The 20,874-nt window shown below is 68.0% G+C and carries 21 protein-coding genes; 15 read left to right on the plus strand and 6 right to left on the minus strand.

Annotated features, from left to right (window positions below; translation table 11 throughout):
* Positions 1–284: 284 nt before the first annotated feature.
* The 3 genes from AB1Z25_RS20080 to AB1Z25_RS20090 all read right to left on the minus strand — a co-directional run bounded on the left by AB1Z25_RS20080 (position 285) and on the right by AB1Z25_RS20090 (position 5,053).
* The gene (locus AB1Z25_RS20080) at positions 285–1,814 is read right to left on the minus strand and encodes a hypothetical protein (protein WP_235086022.1); all 1,530 of its coding nucleotides are present in this window, start codon (positions 1,812–1,814) and stop codon (positions 285–287) included.
* Between the two features lie 175 nt (positions 1,815–1,989).
* Positions 1,990–4,593: a hypothetical protein gene (locus tag AB1Z25_RS20085; protein ID WP_486636030.1), complete on the minus strand. Its 2,604-nt coding sequence runs from the start codon at positions 4,591–4,593 to the stop codon at positions 1,990–1,992.
* Between the two features lie 58 nt (positions 4,594–4,651).
* The gene (locus AB1Z25_RS20090; RefSeq protein ID WP_486636031.1) at positions 4,652–5,053 is read right to left on the minus strand and encodes a hypothetical protein; all 402 of its coding nucleotides are present in this window, start codon (positions 5,051–5,053) and stop codon (positions 4,652–4,654) included.
* A gap of 614 nt (positions 5,054–5,667) precedes the next feature.
* Here AB1Z25_RS20090 and AB1Z25_RS20095 point away from each other — a divergent pair.
* From AB1Z25_RS20095 to AB1Z25_RS20140, 10 genes are all read left to right on the plus strand, one after another.
* Entirely contained in the window at positions 5,668–7,362 is a 1,695-nt protein-coding gene (locus AB1Z25_RS20095) for a HilA/EilA family virulence transcriptional regulator (RefSeq protein WP_256477528.1), read from the plus strand.
* A complete protein-coding gene (iagB, locus tag AB1Z25_RS20100) occupies positions 7,359–7,823 on the plus strand; it encodes a type III secretion system invasion protein IagB (protein WP_486636032.1) in 465 nt (154 codons plus the stop codon). Before AB1Z25_RS20095 ends, iagB begins: the two co-directional genes overlap by 4 nt.
* Positions 7,820–8,614, plus strand: coding sequence for a hypothetical protein (locus AB1Z25_RS20105; protein WP_486636033.1), 795 nt, complete (start codon positions 7,820–7,822; stop codon positions 8,612–8,614). The genes iagB and AB1Z25_RS20105 overlap by 4 nt, the downstream gene beginning before the upstream one ends.
* 192 nt (positions 8,615–8,806) lie before the next feature.
* On the plus strand, positions 8,807–9,988 hold the full coding sequence (locus AB1Z25_RS20110; protein ID WP_486636034.1) for a PrgH/EprH family type III secretion inner membrane ring protein: 1,182 nt from the start codon (positions 8,807–8,809) through the stop codon (positions 9,986–9,988).
* 17 nt (positions 9,989–10,005) lie between these two features.
* Complete coding sequence (locus AB1Z25_RS20115; protein WP_486636035.1) at positions 10,006–10,257, plus strand: type III secretion system needle complex protein; 252 nt, start codon at positions 10,006–10,008, stop codon at positions 10,255–10,257.
* Positions 10,258–10,299: 42 nt separating this feature from the next.
* On the plus strand, positions 10,300–10,605 hold the full coding sequence (sctI, locus tag AB1Z25_RS20120) for a type III secretion system inner rod subunit SctI (RefSeq protein WP_486636036.1): 306 nt from the start codon (positions 10,300–10,302) through the stop codon (positions 10,603–10,605).
* Positions 10,602–11,357, plus strand: coding sequence for an EscJ/YscJ/HrcJ family type III secretion inner membrane ring protein (locus AB1Z25_RS20125; RefSeq protein ID WP_486636037.1), 756 nt, complete (start codon positions 10,602–10,604; stop codon positions 11,355–11,357). Before sctI ends, AB1Z25_RS20125 begins: the two co-directional genes overlap by 4 nt.
* Positions 11,350–11,937: a type III secretion apparatus protein OrgA/MxiK gene (locus AB1Z25_RS20130; RefSeq protein ID WP_486636038.1), complete on the plus strand. Its 588-nt coding sequence runs from the start codon at positions 11,350–11,352 to the stop codon at positions 11,935–11,937. The genes AB1Z25_RS20125 and AB1Z25_RS20130 overlap by 8 nt, the downstream gene beginning before the upstream one ends.
* Complete coding sequence (locus tag AB1Z25_RS20135) at positions 11,894–12,589, plus strand: oxygen-regulated invasion protein OrgB (RefSeq protein WP_146176733.1); 696 nt, start codon at positions 11,894–11,896, stop codon at positions 12,587–12,589. Before AB1Z25_RS20130 ends, AB1Z25_RS20135 begins: the two co-directional genes overlap by 44 nt.
* A complete protein-coding gene (locus tag AB1Z25_RS20140) occupies positions 12,586–13,107 on the plus strand; it encodes a hypothetical protein (protein WP_486636039.1) in 522 nt (173 codons plus the stop codon). Before AB1Z25_RS20135 ends, AB1Z25_RS20140 begins: the two co-directional genes overlap by 4 nt.
* 1 nt (position 13,108) lies before the next feature.
* Here AB1Z25_RS20140 and AB1Z25_RS20145 read toward each other — a convergent pair whose 3' ends face one another.
* The gene (locus AB1Z25_RS20145) at positions 13,109–14,119 is read right to left on the minus strand and encodes a questin oxidase family protein (protein WP_486636040.1); all 1,011 of its coding nucleotides are present in this window, start codon (positions 14,117–14,119) and stop codon (positions 13,109–13,111) included.
* A 72-nt stretch (positions 14,120–14,191) separates the two neighbouring features.
* On the opposite strand from AB1Z25_RS20145, the gene soxR reads away from it, so the two are divergent.
* The 3 genes from soxR (at position 14,192) to AB1Z25_RS20160 (ending at position 16,305) form a co-directional block, all read left to right on the plus strand.
* Entirely contained in the window at positions 14,192–14,686 is a 495-nt protein-coding gene (soxR, locus tag AB1Z25_RS20150; protein WP_486636041.1) for a redox-sensitive transcriptional activator SoxR, read from the plus strand.
* A 227-nt stretch (positions 14,687–14,913) separates the two neighbouring features.
* Positions 14,914–15,807 (plus strand): hypothetical protein, encoded by an 894-nt coding sequence (locus AB1Z25_RS20155; protein ID WP_486636042.1) that lies wholly within the window; start codon positions 14,914–14,916, stop codon positions 15,805–15,807.
* 63 nt (positions 15,808–15,870) lie between these two features.
* Positions 15,871–16,305 (plus strand): CesT family type III secretion system chaperone, encoded by a 435-nt coding sequence (locus AB1Z25_RS20160; RefSeq protein ID WP_227105424.1) that lies wholly within the window; start codon positions 15,871–15,873, stop codon positions 16,303–16,305.
* 95 nt (positions 16,306–16,400) lie between these two features.
* Here AB1Z25_RS20160 and AB1Z25_RS20165 read toward each other — a convergent pair whose 3' ends face one another.
* On the minus strand, positions 16,401–16,934 hold the full coding sequence (locus AB1Z25_RS20165) for a carboxymuconolactone decarboxylase family protein (protein ID WP_486636043.1): 534 nt from the start codon (positions 16,932–16,934) through the stop codon (positions 16,401–16,403).
* Between the two features lie 107 nt (positions 16,935–17,041).
* Here AB1Z25_RS20165 and AB1Z25_RS20170 point away from each other — a divergent pair, with 107 nt between their 5' ends.
* Together AB1Z25_RS20170 and blaOXA are read left to right on the plus strand one after the other, a co-directional pair.
* Complete coding sequence (locus tag AB1Z25_RS20170) at positions 17,042–17,869, plus strand: helix-turn-helix domain-containing protein (protein WP_235085996.1); 828 nt, start codon at positions 17,042–17,044, stop codon at positions 17,867–17,869.
* 96 nt (positions 17,870–17,965) lie between these two features.
* Positions 17,966–18,799, plus strand: coding sequence for a class D beta-lactamase (blaOXA, locus tag AB1Z25_RS20175; protein ID WP_486636044.1), 834 nt, complete (start codon positions 17,966–17,968; stop codon positions 18,797–18,799).
* Here the strand turns inward: blaOXA and AB1Z25_RS20180 are convergent.
* Complete coding sequence (locus AB1Z25_RS20180) at positions 18,781–20,820, minus strand: prolyl oligopeptidase family serine peptidase (protein ID WP_486636045.1); 2,040 nt, start codon at positions 20,818–20,820, stop codon at positions 18,781–18,783. The genes blaOXA and AB1Z25_RS20180 overlap by 19 nt on opposite strands.
* Positions 20,821–20,874: the final 54 nt, after the last annotated feature.

Genomic DNA, 20,874 nt, shown 5'->3' on the forward strand with positions numbered 1-20,874 from the left:
TCGTTTAACCAATAGACCGGCAGTCCATAGGACTCCCTGCCACGGCCCATCCCGAATGGGTACTGCGTGGCAGCAGACGTAGCAGTGCCAAAGGCGGACGGCTCGTCTGCGGTTAAACGACTTTGGGTTTGCAAGCCCTGCGCTGTGTGATTGAGCACCGCGCGGAACCAAGCCTAAACAGGCTGGCGAAGGGCGTCAAGAACGCGGGACGGGGCCGCCCCCGCCCGCAGCGTGAAAAAGCCGCGGCGTGGAGGCCGCGGCCTTTCGGTGGCTGGAGTCGCCAATCAGGCGCGCCACTGCTCGATCTGCGCCGGTGTGCCGTGAAACTCGGCATCATGCGCACGCGGGCTCAAGTCCAGATCGGGATGCTGGCTCAGTAGCGGCGCCAGCGTGCCCACATGCGCACCCAAGAAACGCCCCATCTGCTCGCTGCCCTCCGGGCAATGCGTTTCCGCCGTCGCCTGCATGCGCTGGTACAACTCCGGCTGATTCACCGCGGCCAGATTGGTCGGCACATAGGGGCGGTTGGCGGCGGCGGCCTCGGCGATGGGGAAGGTTTCGGCAAAGGTATGATAGCCGCCAAAATTCATGAAGGCGGCAATCCCCAGGCCCGCCGGCAGCGCCAGTTCGGGCTTGCCGTAAATCCGTTCCTCGCCCAGGGTGTTGAGCGCCAGCAAAATATCGCAGGTGCCTCCGGATTGGGCACCGGCGGAAGGCAGACCCTGCTCATTGCTCTCCATCGCAAACGCGCCGAAGGGCTGCCAACGGTTGATGCCGGTGCCGTGCGTCATCGCGTGCTGTTCCAGCATCTGGCCGATGCCCAGCTGTGCGTAGGCCTCCGGCACCGCGCCCATATCCGCCTCCGACATGGTGAACGGACGGCTCAGGTCGGCGATCGGCGCGCCTTCGCGCGCAATCGCGTTGATGTTCTGGTTGCGGTCGCCCAAAGCCTGGCGCAAAGCCGCGTCGTCCGCGCCGTCAACGGTGCGCTGCACCACCTGGCCGAAACCCAGCCCGTATTTGGCGGCGTCTTCGTACACCCCATTCACCGCGCGCGCGCCGCCTTCGTCAGTGGCCACCATGGGCATGCGCTCGCTGCGCGCACGGCTCAATGGATTGTCGAAGCCTGGCGTGCGGGTCTTGCCGGCGAACTCCTTGAAACGAGCGGCGAAGTCATCCGCCTGCGCGGACAGCCCGGCCTCTCGCAGCAAGGCGCCGCAGGCGTCGGCGTTGGCCTGCTTGTGCTGGGAGAACAGCTCCGGCTTGGCCTGATTTTCCACCGGGTTCATCAATTGCCACACCGTGGTACCGAACGCGCTCAAGGTACGGATCTTGGTCAGCAGTTCGGCATGCCCTTGCTTGCCGGAACCATCGGCGCGGCCTTGCAACGGCGTGCTCAGGGTATCCAGCAACCAGGGCTGGAAGTCCTGGCCGCCGCCCATCTGCCGGCCGATCTGGTCGGACTCCGCCGACAGCGGCTTGATCGCCGCCTGCAGCACCGCGCCCAGCGTCTGCTCGCGGCCCTGGAAGTACACGGTGCGGCCGGCGGCTTCTCCCTGCCCATCCAGCGTGTGGCGCAACAGACCCGCCAATTGCCGCGCATGCTGATCGAACACATCGCCCATCTTGCCCGGCCGGTCCAGCAAGGACATGCTGGCGCCCGCTTCGAAAAACTTGCTGTTGCTGACCGCCTGCTGCTGGGCAGCCGACAAGGCCACGCCCTGGGGCCCGCTCTTGGCCGTCGCCTCCGGCTTGCCTTGGGCGTCCATGCCGAACACCGCGTTCAAGGTACCGCCTGATCTGGATACAAACATGGGGAGCTTCCTTTCAAGGTTGAATTCAGCCTCCAATCTCCCACCAAGCGCCAATGCAAACTTTCAGAAAAAGACCACTGCGACAAGAAGGCCAACCGCAGAACGGAATGCCGGCGCAATAAAACGGCGCGCCGATTGAGCGCGCCGCATTCTTCTTGCTTGTCCGCCACCGCCGCTAGCGCGCCAGCGGCAGTTCTTCCCAACCGGCGAAACTCTGCTTGTCCGCCTGCCATAAGGGAAGCTGGCGCTCCATCATCGCGTCCAGTTCCTTCAGCGCTGCGTCCCCGGCGGGCCTGGAGCCGCCGACAGCGTAAGCTTCCATCGCGGCGAAGAAATCCGCGCCGTCCGCGCCCTGGCGCCGCAGGTAGTAATCAGCCTCCCGCCGCACCGCCGAGCCCGGCTCGGCCAGCTTGCGGCACAAGGCTTCCAGCGCCGGGCGCTGCGCCTCTCTCATCGCAGGCCAACGCTCGCTCTCGTCCACCGCCTTCAGGTGCAGATAATGCATCAGCGGCGCGCTCAGGCTGTTGTCGCCCCAGCGCTCGCCCAGCACCGCGGTGGCGGAGGCGCCGGCGTTAAGGCCCAGCTCCAGGGACACGCCCGGCTGCAGCGGCACGCCGCCGGAGGCGGACAGGCCAAGGTTGCCGCTGGCGCTGACCCGGCTCAGTTGCAGCCGAAAGCCGGCGGCTTCTGCCGGGAAATCGGCCTGGGTCTGGTATTGCGGCCGATAAAAGCGCAGCAGCAGGGTCAGCGCGCCGCCGCCTTGCAGCCCCGCGGAACTTTGCAGGCCGGCCAGCGCCGCCGGCACTTCGGCGGCCAGGCCGTGCGGCGCCAGCTGCGCGCTCAGCGCGTCGCGCAAGGCGTCCAGCGGCCAAGAGCCGCTCAGATTGCCGGACAGGCTGATCCTCACGTCCTTGTAATCCCCGGCTCGCACCGGATTGTGATGCACCCGGGTGCGTTCGGTCAGCGAGGCTTCCGCTTTCAGGCCCAGCGGTCCCAGCGCGCCGCCCAGATCCAGCGCGATGCTGCGGTCGCGGATCTGCAGGCGCAGCACATCGTGGAAGCTGGTGCGCTTGGCCAGCGCCGCCGCGTCGTGACGGACGGGCGGCGCGTACAGCCGAGGCGCCAGCTCGTCCAGGCTCTGCAACAAGGCCTCGTCGCCCTTGCCCGCCGCGCTCAGGGTCAGCGCGGCGTGGGCCAGCGCCATATTGGCCAGCGTTTCCTCGCGGCTTCCCGCGCGCCAGGCGGCCTGGATGGAGCGTTCCACCGCCGCGCCGCCCTGACGCTTGCCGATGCCGGCGTCCAATTGCTGGGCGACGGCGCAGAAATGTTCGAATTCGGCGCGCAGGCCGTCCGCGGCGTCGCGCAGCCGCTCCGGCGTCTGTTCGCGCAGCGCCGCCATGCTCTGCGCGCCGCTGAGCCAGCTCAGCGGATGATTGCGCGCGTCCGCGCCCATCAGCGCGGCGGCTTTTTGTTCGATGCCGGCCAGCCGCTGTTGCGCAATCGTCGCGTTGCGCGCCGCGCCCTGCTCCTGGCGCAGGCCTTGCCAGATCGGGGTCAGCGCGTCGGCCTGGATGTCGATGCGCTCCACCGCCGCGCCAACGCCGACGCCGACGCCCGCGGCTTCGGCGCGCGCCGAGGCGCTGCCCTTGACGCTGTCCACCGTGCTGGGCGGCAGATAGGGCGTCTGCGCGCCGGGCAGGGACGCGGCGCTGTCGCGCTGCCCCAGCCAGCCCAGCAATACGCCCAGCCGCTGCTGCTGATCCGCCGCCTGCTGTTGCAATTGCTGATACTGACGCAATTCATTGCCGTGGCCGGGACGGAACAAGCGGATCAAGGCGCCCACCGCGGTGCGGGCGCTGACGCCCAGGGTGTCTCGGCGCGAGCCGTGAGCTAGTTGGTCCGCCTTCAGTTTGACGAAGGCGGTGGCGCTGGCGTATTCGGTCGCCACGGTGCGTTGGCGGCGCCCCTCCACCGCGCCGGACAAGGAGGCGACGCCGACGCCGCCCTGAATCCCGGCGCGCGCGGACACCGCCTTGCCCTGGTTCTGGAACACGAAGCCTTCGTCGTCGTTGTCCATGCCGCGGCTCCAGGCCAGGCCCACGCTGAAGGTGGCCTTGGCGCCGGCGCCGGCCTCGCCCAGTCCCAGGCCGACCCCGACCGAAGCGCCGACATTGCGCTCCTGGCTGGCGCCCGGCTGATCAAAGCGCTGGAATTGCGGCAGCAGCTGCGCTTCCGCCTCCGTCCGCGCCAACTGCGCCCAGGCCGCCTGGCCCAACAGGGCCAGCCGCTGGCCCAGTTCCGCCAGCGGGCTGCCCGGCCTCGCCGCGCGCGCCAGCGCTTCCATGTCCAACGACAGCCGCGCGCATTCTTTAATGTCCAGCGGCGTCTGCGCGTCGCCGGCCGCCAATTTCTGCCGCAAGCTTTCCACGATGGCCACCGTCTTGGGTGCCACCGCGTGGCTGCGCGGCAGGATGTTCAGCGCCTGCACCCAGCGCGGCCAGCGCGAGCGTTCCGGCTCCGCCTGGCGATACGCTTCGCGTTTCATCGCCAGCAGGGTCTGGCCCAGGTCTTCGCGCCGCAAGCGCAGCTTGTCGTCGCTGAGGATCACCTGGCTGCCGCGCGCCAGCGGCGCGTCTTCCACGCGGCGTTCCGCCGCGCCGCGCGCGCCGCTCAAGGCGGCGGCCAGGCCCTGCGCCGGCCGCGGCGCCGAAGATTCCGATAAGCGGCGGAAGCCCTGCAACCGCACCGTACCCGCCCCGCTTGCAACTGTGTCCAACATGGATGCCTCCTCGCGCCGCATCGCGGCTCAAACGCCGGGCCGGGCCCGGAGCGCCTGCCTAGTTTTCGCCGTTGCCGGCTTTCAAGTTCGCGGCCAACGCCAAGGGCGACGGCCTTTCCGCTTGCAACTCCCGCCCCATCTCCGTCCAGCCCAGCAGCAGCCCCTGCAATTGCCCGCGCGCCTCGGGACTGACTGCCCCGTCTTTCACGCCCTGGGCCGCCAAATCGCAATATTTAGCGCAGTCCCGAGCCAGCTCGGCCATCACGGCCTGCCAGGCGTCGGCCTGCTTGGACGCCGGCTTCTGTTCGACAGCCGGCGCCTGCGCCGTCATGCCGCCGCCGCGCAGCGCGGCCGCGAACGGGCTCTGCGCCGGCGCGGACGGCGCGCCTGGCTGCGGCTCGGACAGCGTCGCCAAACGGGGGGAATTGGCGGTCGGCTTCGACGAAACATTAAAAGACATTTCAAACGCTCCTGATTTGGCGGCGAGGCCAGAACAACGGTGATGAGGGGCCGCCGGCGCATGCTCGGCAACAGCGTCAAACTACCCCAACGCCGGTAACCGAACTTGCATAAATCGGCCGCGGCCTCGTCCGAGCCGCCCCCCTCGTTTTTGAGAGTTTTCCCATTTGTAGCAAGCACTCCCTCACGTAGTATTCCTACATACATCAATTTATGCGAAGGAAATCAAAAACCTCCCTAACAACCCGATGACATAACAACAGGACAAACAAGACCATGTCATTCGCTGAACATTTTTTGCAAGCTGGCCCTCGGCGGCAAAAGTACCATCCACTCTCTCTGTTTTTATGACCGGATAAAGGCTTTGAGCGCCAGTTGACGACACTGGCAATTCCAGGCGACAGCGGGCGGGAAGCGGCGGACACACGCCGCGCGATGCGAATCCGCAGCCGGCCCCAAGAACCAGCGCAAATCACCCAACAGATCCACCGAACAAAAAACACGCCGACATGCCGCGATGCTACGGGGAATAGCACACAAGTCGCGGCATTGGTCGACTCGATCCGCATGGTCCGCCATGCGCTATTGCGCCGTGCGCGCAAGAGGAACTAGAAGATGGCGTTACATAAAGATGGCTTCATGAACAGGCAATTTGTTTTTGGCGACTTCGTCCTTCACTTCGACGGCATGCTGCTGCACCGCGAGCAGCAGATCAGCATTCCGCCCAAGGAACTGGCTGTGCTGACCACCCTGCTGGAAGCGGCGGGAGAGCTGGTCAGCAAGGACGCGCTGCTGGACCGCGTCTGGCCGGACGGCGAAGTCAACGAAGAGTCGCTGACCCGCTGTATCTACGCGCTGCGGCGCATCCTGCTGGAAACCAAGGATTGCCGTTATATCGACACGGTGTACGGCAAGGGCTATCGCTTCAGCCGCCCGGTGGCCATGGTGTCCAAACCCACGCCGCTGGCGGCGCAATGCTCGGTGGCCGTGCTGCCCTTCCGCACCCATCCGCAGCTGGACGCGGTCAGCCTGCACAACGCTCTGGTGCAATGCCTGTCGCGCTACTCGCCGTTCGGCCTGATCGTGCTGCCGGCCACCATCACCCAAAACTGCCGCGACGTCACCGACATCGTGGCGATGATCGATCAGCTGCGCCCGGACTACTACCTGGCCGGCCAGACCCTGCAGCAAGGCGGCGTCTGGAAGCTGCGGGTGGAATTGGTGCGCGCCGCCGGCCATCAGCTGATCCACCATGAAAGCATAGAGCTGAGCCCGGAACAGCCGATCACCGCGCTGCAAACCCGGCTGGCCAGCCTGTTGCCGCAACGCATTCCCGGCCTGCGCTGGAATCAGGGCCAGAACAACGAGCTGGGCTCGCTGGACATGGCCATCACCTATCTGAACGGCCGCCACGAACTGCAGCAGCACACCCCGTCCAGCCTGCGTCGCGCGCTGATGCTGCTGCGCCAGTGCGTCAACGCCGGCCCCAGCCACGCGCTGCCTTACTGCAGCCTGGCCGAGTGCTATCTGACCCTGGCCCAGCTGGGCCTGTTCGACCAGGCCCAGGCGCTGATCCAGGCGCAACAGGCGGTGAACAAGGCGGTGGAACTGGACGCGGCCAACCCGCAGGCGCTGGGACTGCTGGCCTTGCTCAGCAGCATGCGCTCGGAGCAGGCGGTGGCCGAGGCGCTGTTCGAACAGGCGCGGCTGCTGGCGCCGGACGCCGTCGACATCCATTACTACCACGCCTGGCATTTATTCCTGTCCGGCAAGCTGGCCCAGGCGCAGCAGGCGCTGGACGCCTGCCTGGAACGCGACCCCTCGCGCATCTCCGCCAGCATTCTGAAGCTGTGGCTGACCTATTACGAACACCGCATCGACGACGCGGTGTCGCTGGGCAAACGCCAGCTCTGCCAATACGGCCAGAACCACCCGGTGCTGCAAAGCGTGCTGGCGCTGCTGCTGGGGCTGCAAGGCCAGCACGCGCAAGCCGACGAGCTAGTGCAGGCGGTGCGCGACTCCGGCGAGGAAGCCGGCCTGCTCGCCCTCAATCACAGCTACGTGGACTATTGCCGTCGCGGCGACGCCGCGGTGCCCGCCTTGCGCGCCTTCCTCGCCAAGGTGGACAGCCGCCAGGTGCGCTCCAGCCTGCTGCCGCTAATCCTGGCCGCGCAGGGCCCGGAGGCCGCGGTCCAGCATTGGCGCCAATTGCAGGCCGAAGGCTATCTGTGGATCAAGGCCTGGCGCCACGATCCGCGACTGAGCGAGCTGGCGGAACACGCTCAGCCCTGCCAGCCGGAGGCGGCGTGATCCGCGTCTGTCTGTTGTCCGCCCTCTTCTTGTGCGCCGGCGCGGCGCGGGCGGACTGCTGGGATCGCGCCGGCCGCATGTTCAATATCGCGCCGGACTTGCTCTACGCCGTCGCCCAGCAGGAGTCCGGGCTCAAGCCGGACGCGGTGGGCCGCAACCGCGACGGCAGCCGGGACCTGGGCCTGATGCAGATCAACAGCACCCATCTGCCGCGGCTGCGCCAGCTGGGCGTCACCGAACCACAGCTGATGGGCGACGCCTGTCTGTCCGTGGTCGTCGGCGCCTCCATCCTGGCCGAGATGATGAAACGTTACGGTTATTCCTGGGAGGCGGTGGGCGCTTACAACGCCGGCACCGCGCCCAGCCGCCGCGCCTTGCGCATGCGTTACGCCGAGCAAGTGTGGCGGCGCTACCAGAAGCTGCGCCAAGCCGCCCCACCCCCAAGCAAGGAGCTCTCATGATTCGCTCGCTTTCTCCCGCCCCGCGCGCGCTGTCCGCGACGCCGCCGCCCACCGCCCCCAAGCCCAGTCCCTCCTCGGCCTGGACCGCCCAGTTGCGCGGCGTCAGCCAGGGCGCTGCGCCCCAGCCCGCGCCGCGCACGGCGCAGCCCGGCCGCTCGGTAGGCCTGCTGCGGCAAGCTTTCCAGCAAGCCGCGCCCCAGGCCCGCGCGGAAACGTCGGCTCGGCCCATGGCCAAACTGCGGCAGCCCGCGCCCCTGGCGGACGGCGGCCCGGCCCGCGCCGACGCCGCGCCGACGCCCAAACGCGACCCGATGGCATTGCTGCGCCAACGCATGACGCCCGAGGCGCTCAAGGATTTCGAGCAGAAACTGGCGGACACCGCCGGCAAGCGCGCCCCGGCCAAGGCGCCTCAAGCGCCGGCCGCCGTCGTACAAGCCGCGCCGGCCGCGGTAGCCCCGCCAGCAGCCCCGCCAGCAGCCCCGGTCCTGGCCGCCGCGCCGCAGCCGACGCAGCCCGGTCAGATTCCACCGCCGCCTCCGCCTCCCCCACCACCGCCGCCGCCCGTCAACGCCGCGGCCCCGGCGGCCGGCCCGGCGCGCGCCTGGAACAAGATCGCGGCGGCCAGCGCGGCCGATATCCAGCAACTGCGCGACGAACAAAGCCAAAAACTGCGCAAGGAGCCGGGTTCCAAGCCCTCCGCCGCCTCGCCGGCGGGAGCGGAGCTCATCAACGAATTGAAAGAGCGACAGCAAAAAATGGCGGCGCGGGCCGCCGGCGCTCAGCTGCGGTAATTCCGCAACTCTCCCGATCCCCCTTTACATGGCGGCCGCCGCTTCCGCGGCACGCCGCCATGCTTTTTCCCTCCTCCCCGAATCTGATTCCCCTCCCGAGATTTCATCGGTTTTCCATCAGGAATCCGTCCCCGCATGTCCGTAAAGTGGATGCCAACATCGCAGAACCTTGCGCACTCACCGACAGACACCATGGCAGCTGAAGACATCACTCTCTCCGCGCCGGCGCCCATCGTGGTCCGCCTGCTCAACAGCCCGCTGCGCGGCTGCGAATTCCTGCTGCAGCCGGGCAAGACCCTGTTCCTGGTCGGCCCCGCCGCCGCCCTGACCGAGGCCGGCCAGTTGCCGGAATTGCCGGCAGACGCCCTGTTCATTCCTCTGGAGCAAGGCGGGGTCAATTTCGAAGTGCTGATCGACCGCGCCGAACCCGACCGGGTGACGCTGCGCGAACTGCGCGACGCCGGCGTGGACGAGCGTCCGGCCGAATTCAACCGCCCGCTGCGCATCGGCGCGCTGGAACTGGCCTTGCGGCCGGAGTACCTGTCCTGGTCGCCGGAAGTGCTGGGCCACGGCCAGGACGCGCCGCCGCCGGAACAAAAACCGGCGCGCCGCCACGCCGCCGCCGCGGTGGCGCTGGCGGTGATCGCCGCGCTATTGCTGGCCGGCGGCGGCTACTGGCTGTGGAACACCCCGCAACGCCAGGCCTCGGAATTGAACGCGCTGCTGGGACGAGACAGCCAGCGCTTCCAGGTGCTGCCCGGCCGCGACGGCGTGTTCTACGTCTCCGCCGCCAATGAGCGCGACAGCGCCTGGGCGCGGCAAGTGCTGGCGCGCGGCGACTACAACCGCCCGGCGCAGGTGCTCAGCCCTCAGCAGGAAAACGAACGCATGGGCCGCTGGCTGGCGGATAACTACCCCCACCTGCCCTATTACCGCTTGCAGCTGGACAACCCTCGCCGGCCGCAACTGTGGGTCAGCCAACAGCGCGCCGCGCTGGGCGGGCCGGCCAGCCAGGCGCTGTCGCAGCGGCTGGCCGAGCAGATGCCCTACGCCGACGCGGTGGACATCGTGCCGGTGGACGACGCCGCCGCCGCGAGCCAGGCCGAAACCGGCCTGTCGCGCCAGGCGCTGCCCTTCACCCGCAGCGAGCAGCCCAACGGCGTCACCTTCGTGATCCAGGGCGCGCTGGACGATGGCGAGCTGCTGCGCGCGCGCCGCTTCGTCGACGACTACTACCGCCAATGGGGCGGCCGCTACGTGCAATTCGCCATTGAATTGAAGGACGACTGGCTCAAGGGCAAGTCCTTCAAGTACGGCAACCAGGGTTACGTCAAGATGGCGACCGGCCACTGGTACTTCCCCAAACCCCTGTAAACAAAAGGCAAACCACCATGGCAATCGACCTCCCTTCCCAAAACTGGACGCTCAGCGATATGTCCGTCGCATTCGACAATGGCGTCGCGCAACTACAAGCCGACTTGAAAACCGCTCTGGATAATCTGAACAAGAACCCGTCCAACCCCAAGATTCTGGCCGACTACCAGAGCAAACTGTCCGAGTACAACCTGTACCGCAACGCGCAGTCCAACACCGTCAAGGTGTTCAAGGACATCGACGCGGCCATCATCCAGAACTTCCGTTAAACCCCGGCGCCGGCCACGCGCCGGCGCTCCTGGAACCTGCCCATGACCCCCATCGCCGCCCGCTCGCTGGATGCGCTGACCTCCCAGGTCAGCGACATCACCCGCTCCGAGCACAATCTCGTGTCGCTGGACGACCGCCTGATCCAGGCCTTCTCGCAAAACGCCGTTGGCGTAGGCATGGAGAAGGACTCCATCCTGCAACGGCTGGAACAGCCGGACCTGTTGAGCAATCCGGCCGTGCTGATGGAGCTGCAGCAGCGCACCTCCAATTACAACCTGGAGGTGTCCATGATCAGCACCCTCACCCGCAAGACCGTAGGCGCGGTAGAAAGCCTGCTGCGCTCATGATCCGCCCTGGTTTCAAAGCCGTATTGCTGGCCTTGCTGCTGACCGGCTGCCAGCAGAAGGACTTGCTCAAGGGCCTGGATCAGCAGCAGGCCAATGAAGTGATCGCCGTCTTGCAGCGCCACAATATCGAGGCCGACAAGACCGACCGCGGCAAGACCGGCTTCAGCATCGCCGTGGCGCAGCCGGACTTCGCCGCCGCCGTGGACTGGCTGAAGGCCTACAACCTGCCGTCGCGGCCACGGGTGGAAGTGGCGCAGATGTTCCCGGCGGATTCGCTGGTGTCCTCGCCGCGCGCGGAAAAGGCGCGGCTGTACTCCGCCATCGAGCAGCGGCTGGAGCAGTCGCTGCAAACCATGGACGGCGTGCTGTCCGCGCGCGTGCACGTCAGCTACGACCTGGATTCCGGCGAAGGCGGCCGCGCCGCCAAACCCATCCACCTGTCCGCGCTGGCGGTGTACGACCGCGACGTGGACCCAGAGCAAATGGTCAACGACATCAAGCGCTTCCTGAAGAACAGTTTCGCCGACATCGATTACGACAATATCTCGGTGGTGCTGTCGCGGCGCAGCGAGGCGCAGCAGCAGGCGCCCACCGCGCCGGCGGAAGAGCGCGGCTCCGGCCTGAGCTGGCTGATGGCCGGCGTGGCGCTGATCGCCCTCCTGGGCGCGGCGGCGGCCTGGCTGTGGCAGCGCCGCGCGCCCAAACCCGTTGCGCAGCCGCCGGCCGCCGAGCCGCAGGCCGGACATGAGTAGCCGGCCCGCGGCCCGCTCGCCGGCGCTGCAAGCGCTGCTGTACGACCCGCTGGCCTATCTGCACCCGCGGCGCTTGGTTCTGCCGCCGGCGCTGACCGCCTCCGCCGCCGCGCGCGCGGCGGCCAATGAGCTGCTGATCTCCGCCTATCGGCTGGACAGCGACTGCGCCGACGCCCAGTTGGACCCGCTGGCGCGGCAATGGCTGCGCCACTGGCGGCGCTTGCCGCAAACCGCCTATTTGCTGGGTTGCCACGCGCTGCGCGCCGGCCTGGGCTGGCAGGCGGGCCTGCTGCGGCTGCCGGACTGGGCGCAGGACTTCGCTGCCGTGGCGCTGCCGCCGGACGCCGCCGCCGCGCAGCGGCCGGCGCTCAGCCACGGCGCGCTGCTGCTGACCGGCTACGGCCACCTGCAGGCCTGGCGCGAGCGTCTGCCGCGCCCCTTGGCGCAACGCTTGCCGCTGCAGTTCCCGCCGGAGGCCGACGCCGCGCCGCCGCAGCCGCCCGCCGACGCCCTGATTCTGACCTTGGCCCTACAACATGCCCAGAGACATCCCCACATCCCGCCCTCCGACCGCCGCTGAAGGCGTGCTGGTGCGCCGCGGCCAGCTGCGCCGAGCCGAACGCGCCGATCAGCTGGAACGCGAGGCGCGACAACAGGCGCAGCGCGTGCTGCGCGACGCCGAGCGCCAGGCTGAAGCCCTGCGCCGGCAAGCCTGCCAGGACGGCTATCAGCAAGGCATGCTCGCCGCGCTGGAACACGCGGCCGCCCATCTGGCCGCCGGCCAGGCCATGGCCTGGAACTGGCGGGAGCGGCTGGAGCAAGAGGCCCGCGCCATGCTGAGCGCCGCCGTGGACCATCCGGACACCCTGCTGCTGCTGCTGGACGAATGGCTGCGCGGCCTGGATCAGCCGGACGCCACCCTCTATCTGCAGCTGCCCAAGCGCGCCCGCGCGCTGCAGCCGCAGTTGATGACGCTGCTAACGGAAAACTGGCCCGGCGCCATCCAGATCGACTATCACGCCGACACGCGCTTCATGATGCGCTGCGCGGACCAGGCGGCGGAATTCTCGCCGGAACAATACGTGGAGCCGGCCAGCCGCCAGTTGCTGCAATGCCTGGAGCCCTTGCCTCAGGACTGCCGCCGTTTGTCGGAGCAGGCGCTGCGCGGCTTGATCGCACAACTGGAACAAGACCTGGCGGCCTTGACCGCCGTAGACAGGAGCCCGGAATGATCCCCTCGCTGACCCCTTCCGCCATCGGCCGCGCCGCCGCGGCCGGCGACGACATCGTCCCGCTGCAGCAACGGCTGCTGGCCGCGGCGCCAAACACCGACGACGCCGCGCCGCCAACGGACACGCCAAAGACCGACGACGCCAAGCCGGTGGAGCCGCCGCACAAATGGCCGGACTTCCAGTCCGACCCGGTAGCGGTGGCCTTCCTCGCGGCGCTGCACGGGCTGCCGCCGCCGGCGTCCGACTCGCAAGAAGACAAACAGCGCTACGCCGACGCCGTCGGCAAGCTGCTGCGCGACTTCAAAGACCCGGCCACCGGCGAACTGGCCTTCACCACCTTGAAGCAGAAGAACGACATGATCCAGCGCACGCTGGAACAGATCGACGAGAACTCGCCGCTGCACACCGCATTACTGACATCGCTGGTGAGCAATATCGGCATTGAGAGCATGATGACTCAATGGATGCAGGACGCGATCCTATCCGGCGGCGTGCCCAAGGAGATGGAGGACTGGTGACTCACACCGCGTCCCACAAGGCCCTCCCCGCGGCCGCGTGATAAAAGACGTCGCCGCTGCGCTGGAACTCGCGATGGCAGGCGTACACCAGCTTGATCACATGCTCGTTGCGCACGTTCAGCACGCGCTGCAGCAATAAGGGCCAGGCCGGCTGCGCGTCCGGCAGTTCCTCCGACTCCAGCGCCGGCGCGCCGATGGACACATAGGCGACGCAGAAGGTCTGCCACAAAGCCGGGTACCAATCCTCCGCCGGCAAGCCGGGCAGATGCTCCAGCACGTCGCGCAGCGCCAGCGTCGCCGTCACCATGTGCAGCGCGGTGAAGTTGTCGGTCTGCCAGTACACCCGCAGCGCCGCCCGCGCCAGCGCGTCCAGCCAGTCCGGCGTTTGCGGCGCACTGGGCAAGGCGGCGGCAAAACGCGGATCGGCCAGCACCGCGTCGAAGCGATCGTGTATCCAGTAATCCGGGCTGTTCCAGCCGGCCAGCGCCCGCGACAGCCGCGCCAGCCCGTCCTCCGCCGAATCCGCCGGCGCTTGCGCGTCCAGGCCGGCGGGCAGGCGCAGATAGCCGCTCAGATAATAGGCCAGCCCCGCCGCCGCTTCGCCGGCGTGGCCGGCGCGCAGGGCGAAAGCCAGGCGGATCAGCGGGTGGAAGGCGCCGCCGCCCGGCGAGAACGGCAGGCTGGCCAACACTTGCCGCGCGGTGTCCTCCACCCCGCGCGCCGCCACCCGCTCCTCCATCACCCGGAGCAGCGCCGGGAAGGCGTCCAGCCGCCCCAAGGCCGCGTCCCAGCGGCCCCAGCCGATATCGTATTCCACCGGCTCCGCCGGCTCGGCGCGCTCGCTCTCCCAGAAGTCGAAGAATGCCCGCAGCTGATGCGGCTCCGCCCCCATTTCCGCCAGCGCGGTCAGCGCCATCGGACAATGGTTGGTGGTGTCGCTGTGCATCAGCGAAAACTCATGGTTGGCGTCCAACAAGGCATGCAGTTCAGTGTGACGGCTTGGCGCGTTCATGGCGTCCTCCTTGAAAAATCCATGCGCTTACGATAAAAGTTAAAGTCAACTTTAAGTCAAGCGAGTCCGCGCATGCCCGCAGCCCCCATGGCCAAACCCTCTCCCTGGCTCAGCATAGGCGAGCTGGCGAGCCGTTCCGGCGTCGCCGCCAGCGCCCTGCGCTACTACGAAACCCAGGGCCTGCTGCACAGCGTCCGTTCCGCCGGCGGCCAGCGCCGCTACCCGCGCGACGCGCTGCGCCGCATCGCCTTCATCCGCGCCGCTCAGATCGTGGGCATCAGCCTGGACGACATCCGCGGCTCGCTGGCCGCGCTGCCCAGCCAGCGCACGCCGACGCCGCGCGACTGGGAGGCCTTGTCCGCGGACTGGCTGCCGCGTTTGCAGCAGCGCATAGACGAGCTGACCCGGCTGCGAGACCGGCTGGGCAACTGCATAGGCTGCGGCTGCCTGTCTCTGAGCCAGTGCGCGCTGTACAACCCCGGCGACTGCGCGGCCAGCCTGGGCGACGGACCGCGTTACCTGATAGGCGAACCGCCGGCGGAAGCGCCGGGCCAACAACCGGGCTGAACGCCTGTTCTAAAGTCTCGCGTGCAAGAGCGAGACAAGGCGAAAACGAGCGAAAAAGCGGAATGTGCACGTGGTGCATGAGCATTTTGAGCTTGGTTTCAACGCCCATTTCTATCCATCCCGCCGACGCGCAGCAGATCGTAAACAGGTTCTGAGCGCTTCCTGAAAGCCGCTGTTGCAACGGCGCGGTGTAATAGCGCCCATTTCAACGCCACTGGAGCGCCACCATGCTATTGCCTCTCGGCTTTCCCTCCGTCCGGCCCAACGCCAGCCCCTCGCACGCCCCTGCCCAGGCCCCGGAGCCCCCCGTCGCCCAGACCGGCAGCCTCAAGGGCAAGCCGGTGCGCATAGACGACAGCGCCGAAAGCCGCGGCAAAGCCCATGCGGTCTTGAGCGAATGCCTGTCCGACGTGCGCCGCTTCTTCCAGCCGCTGAGCGGCCGGGTCGCCCGCTTCTTCGGCGCGATCCCGGACTGGGTGCGCAAGCTGACGGGCCAGGCCAAGCCGGCCGCGGCCAGCGCGCCGCAAGCGCCCGTGTCTCCTCTCACCGCGTCGTTCGCCGCCAATTTCTGCCGCCTGTGCGACACGTTCCAGGCCAGCCTGGCGGATAAGCGCAATATGGACGGCGCCTTCCGCGTGCCGGCATCGCACGAGAAATTGCAGAACGTGAAACAACAGATGGCGAATGGAGAGATGGCGCCGGACTCGCTCAGCCACATTGAGATTGCCGCGCTAATCAAGGACACCCTGAAACAATTGCCGCTGCCCAGCGATCAAGACCTGCACGCGCTGCACGCCAGCGGCGCAGACGTCACCCGCCTGCACCGCGAGATGTTGTCGCAATTGCCGGAAGGGCCGCTCAAGCAGTGCGGAAGCGCGGCGATGCGCACCCTGGCCTTGAGCCATCGCCATGCCGACGCCGGCACCGGCAGCGCGTTCAGCAAAACCTCCATCGAGGTTTCCGCGCCGCTGTGGCAGATGACCGAGCTCCAACTGGCCAAGACCATGCCCGCGATTGGCGGAGCGCTGCTGCAAGGCTGGCTGGATGAGCCATCCGCCCCGGCGGGCCCGCAAGCCGCGCTGATGCAGGAGCTGCGCGCCAAGCTGAACGCCGGACAGTAAGCACCATGCCGCCGGCCGCCGCGCGCGGCCGGCTTCCCTTCCCTCATCCAAAAAAGAAAAACCATGTCCACGCCTTTCCAACACGCCGTCGCCCAGCTTTGCCAGTCTCTGTCCCTGCAGCCGCCGGAACGGATGGACGACAGTCTGTTCACCTTGCAAGTGGGCGAACACGCGGTGCACCTGAGCGAACAGCCGGCGCGCCAGTTGCTGATGTTCTGCTGCCTGTCGCCGCAACAGGCGCAAACGGACGCGCCGCCGCTGCGGCAGAATCTGTTCAGCGACGATCCGCTCAAGCCGGTGATCGGCCAATCCGAGCACAGCCAGGACTGGGTGCTGTGGAACCGCCAGCCGCTGGCCGATTGCGACGCCGCCGCGCTGCAGCGGCAGTTGGAGCGCATCAGCGATTGCGCCGAACAGTGCTGCCGCGCGCCGGAACCGGCGGCGTCGACCTTCGCGCCGCAGGCGCTGCGTCAGCGCCACGCCCGGCTGCATTGCTGAGCAGGACAAAACCCGCACGAAAACGGCTGAGGCCGCCGGCATACCCCAGTACGCCGGTCAAGCCTCGGCCGCGCTCAATCAACGGCAAGCGCCGCCTACAAGTCCACCACCGGGAAATCGATCTCGGTGCCGGCGATCAGATTGGCGTAATTGGTCAGCGTGTTCAGCGCCACCGCGGCGATCACCTCCACCAGCAGGCCGTCGTCGACGCCGGCGGCGCGCGCCGCGGCCAGGTCCTGATCGGACAACACGCCGCGCTGGCTGACGATTTGCCCGGTCAGCCTGGCGATCGCGGCGGTCTGCGCGTCGGCGGCCTGGCCGGCCCGCGCCGCCTGGATGTCGGCCTCGCTCAGGCCCGCGCCCTTGCTCATCAGGGTATGGGCGGACAGGCAGTACTGGCAGGCGTTGGCCTGAGCGGCCGCCAAGGCGATCACTTCGCGCTGGCGCGCGCTGAGCTTGCCCTTGGCCAGGGCTTCGGAGAAGCCCAGATAAGCGTTCAACACCGCCGGAGACTGGGCGAAGGTGGCGAACAGATTGGGCACCTTGCCCAGCTTGGCCTTGACGGCGTCCAGGGCGGCGCTCAGTTCCGGGCTGGCTTGATGGCGGTCTACGGTGGGGATGCGGGGCATGATGGGCTCCTGACTCTCGAGTTGAACGACGATGGGGACTGCACAGAAGTCATCTTGCAATACAATCAGAAGCCTATCGTCTCGAAAACTTTGCAGATCGTATCGAAATGGACCTATTGACGCCCTTGCTGCAGCAAAGCGCCTTCTCCGCGCGCGTATTCCATCATGGCAATCTATGTCATCTGGCGGACTTCGACCCTGGCGCAATGGCCGGTCATCTGCATCTGCTCAAGGGCGGCCGCCTGCGCTGCACCTTGCGCGACGTCCTGGTGCTGGACACCGACCGCCCCTGCGCCTTGCTGTTTCCCCGCCCCAGCGCCCACATTCTGCTGCCGGAGGGCGAGCGCGGCGCCGACTTGGTCTGCGCCAAGCTGGACCTGGGCTTCCAGACCGGCGGGCCGCTGGCGCTGGCGCTGCCGGAATGCCTGGTGCTGTATCTGGACGATACGCCCAGCCTGCTGCCCACGCTGCGGCTGCTGTTCGACGAGGCCTTCTCCGAACGCTTCGCCCGCCAGGCGGCGCTGGATCGTTTGATGGAGTATTTCCTGATCCAGGCGATACGCGTGGTGATTGACGGCGGCCAGATCCACAGCGGCATCTTCGCCGCCATGTCCGACCCCAAATTGGCGCGCGCCGTCAACGCCATCCACGCGCGGCCGGAGCGCGGCTGGACCGTGGAACTGCTGGCGGAGCAGGCCGGCATGTCGCGCGCGCGTTTCGCCGCCCGCTTCCGGCAACAAGTCGGCCTCGCCCCGCTGGATTATCTGACCGACTGGCGGCTGGCCGTCGTCCGTCATCAGCTGCGCCAGGGCCAGCCGATCAAACGCATCGCCGCGCAAGTGGGCTACGCCAGCCCCGCCGCGCTCAGCCGGGTGTTTGCCCAGAGGCTGGGGCTGCCGCCCAGCGATTGGCTGAAGCGGCAAGCGGCCTCCTGAGCGGCCCGCGCGTGGAACTTTGGAATCCGGCGCCCCATCTGACTTCAGACCGCGCGGTCCAAGGGATGCCGCGCTGAATCCATCAAGGGAAACATCATGAACACACCACGCCTCGCCGGCGCCGCGCTGCTCTGCGCCGGCCTATTCAGTCTGCCCGTCCACGCCGCCACGCTATGCACGCTGCTGGCCGACGCCAAGAGCGGCGAAATCCTGCTGCGACAAGGCAGCTGCGAACAACGCTACACCCCGGCCTCCACGTTCAAGATTCCGCTCAGCGTGATGGGCTTCGATTCCGGCTTCCTCAAGAGCGAACACCAGCCGGCCTTGCCCTACCGGGACGGCTATGTGGACTGGGGCGGCGACAACTGGAAACAGCCCACCGATCCGGTGCGCTGGCTGAAGTATTCGGTGGTGTGGTATTCGCAGCAGATCGCCCAGTCGCTGGGCGAGGAGAAGCTAGGACGCTACGCCGACGCCTTCGGCTACGGCAACGCCGATTTCAGCGGCGACCCGGGCAAGCACAATGGACTGGAACGCGCCTGGATCGCCTCCTCGCTGCAGGTGTCGCCGCTGGAGCAACTGGCCTTCCTGCGCAAGCTGGTCAATCTTGAACTGCCGGTGTCCAAGCGCGCGCAGGAACTGACGATGAAGATCACCGAAACCAGCGCGGCGGCGGACGGCTGGCAGGCGCACGGCAAGACCGGCATGGCCTATCCGCGCAAGGCGGACGGCGAGTTCGACGAGGAACACCCGTACGGCTGGTACGTGGGCTGGGCCAATAAGGGCGAACGCTCGCTGGTCTTCGTGCGCCTGATCCAGGACGACAAGAAGGAACCTGGCACCGCCGGCGTGCGCTCGCGCGCGGCCTTCCTGGAGGAATTGCCGGCGCTCGCCGCAGCGCCCGCCCCCGCTCAATCCATCAGCCGCTGATACAGATAGACCAGCACCCGCGCCAACTCCTGCGCGGTCTGCTCCTGGCCGGCGTTGCCGCTATGGCCGCCGGCCTCGGTTTCCAGCAGCAGCGCGTCGTGGCCCAGCTCCCGCATCCGCGCCACCATCTTGCGCGCATGCGCCGGGTGCACGCGGTCGTCCTTGGCGCTGGTGGTGAACAGGGCCAGCGGATAGGCCAGATCGCCGCGTAGCCGGTGGTAGGGCGAATACGCCTCCAGCGCCGGCCGCTGCGCCGGGTCCTCCGGATCGCCGTATTCGTCTATCCAGCTGGCGCCGGCCAGCAGCTCGGTGTAGCGCAGCATGTCCAGCAGCGGCACTTCGCACACCACCGCGCCGAATAATTCCGGCCGCTGCGTCATGCAGGCGCCCACCAGCAGGCCGCCGTTGCTGCCACCCTCTATGCCCAGCTTGGCCGGCGCGGTCAGGCCGCGCGCCACCATGTCTTCCGCCACCGCGATGAAGTCGTCGAAGCCCACTTGGCGGTTCACGCCCTGCGCCGCCTGGTGCCAGCCGGGGCCGAACTCGCCGCCGCCGCGGATGCAGGCCAGCGCGAAAGCGCCGCCGCGTTGCAGCCAGTGCGGGCCGAAGTTCTCCACGTAGTAAGGCATCATCGGCACTTCGAAGCCGCCGTAGCCGTACAGCAAGGTGGGCGTGGCGCCGTCCAGCGGCGCGTCGCGGCGGCGCACCACGAAATAGGGAATGCTTTCGCCGTCCGGCGCGCGCGCCTGCCATTGCTCGGCGACGAAGTCGGCCGGATCGAAAGCCTCCGGCTGACGACGCAGACATTCCTGCTGACCGCTGGCCACGTCCAGCCGGTACAGGCCGGTGGGGGTCAGGAAATCGCTGAAGCTGTAGCACAGGATGTCGCTGTCCCAGGGCTGGTCGGCGAACTCGATCACCCCGCCACTGGGCGTGGGCAGCGCGCGCTCGCGCCAGACGCCGTCGATCTTGTCGAAGGCCAGCAGCCGGCTCTTGACCTGGTCCAGCAGATTGACCACCACGCTGGCGCGCGTGGTCTCCACCGACTCCACCGCCAGCCGAGGCTGCGGCGCCACCAGCAATTGCGCGTCTATCTGTCCCTGCCGCAGTGGCTCCAGCGCCACCGCCAGCAAGGCGCCGGCCGGATAGCGGGCCCCGGCGGCGTCCCAGTCCTCGGCCAGCTTGACGATCAGATCGCCGTGCAGATAGGCCTCCAGCTCCGCCTTGGGCGGCAAGGGCAGCGCGTGGGTTTCCAGCGCTTCGTCGATCAGATGGTAGGTCTTGCTGTAGAAGCTGTCCGAGCACTCGATCAGGTCCAGCGTCGCGCCGTCGGCGTCGAGGAAACGCCAGGCGGCCACCATCATCGCGTCTTCGCCGGCGGAGAACACCTGGCTCCAGGCATGCCGCCCTTCCTCGCCGCGCTCCACCAGCCACACTTCGCGCGGATAGCCGGAACGGGTCAGCGGCGCGCCCGGCCAGCCGGGGCAGGCCCAGGCGCTGTCCGGATCGCGCCAGGCCACATGGCTCTTGCCTTCCGGAAAACTGAAACCGTCCGGCCGCCACGCGCCGGCGGCCAGATCGTATTCGCGCGCGATGCCGGCGTCGCCGCCGCCCGCGGTCAGGTGCACCATGGCTTGCAGCGGCGCCAGCGTGCAGTGGGACACCCCGTCCAGATACCAGTCCTCACCGGCCTCGTCGGCCAGCGCGTCGATGTCCAGCACCGTCTGCCAGTCCTGCTCGGCGGCGCGGTAGGCCGCCAGCGTGCTGCGGCGGTAAATGCCGCGCGGATGGGCTTCGTCCTGGTGGAAGTTGTACAGCCAGCCCTCATGCTCGGCGCAGAACGGGATCTGGCGGGTATCGCGCAGATGGGCGAGGATTTCGTCGCGCAGGCCGGCGAAACGCGGGTCGGCGTCCAGCCGCGCCTGCGCGCGCGCGTTCTGCTCGGCCACCCATTCGGCGGCGGCGGGATCGTCCAGGTTTTCCAGCCAGGCGTGGGAATCGAGGGCGTTATAGTCGGACATCGGCGTCATCACAATTGCGGATCAATGGCCGCGAGGTTAGCACCCCGCGCCGCC

It is taken from the genome of Chromobacterium sp. HL1, from assembly GCF_057418835.1.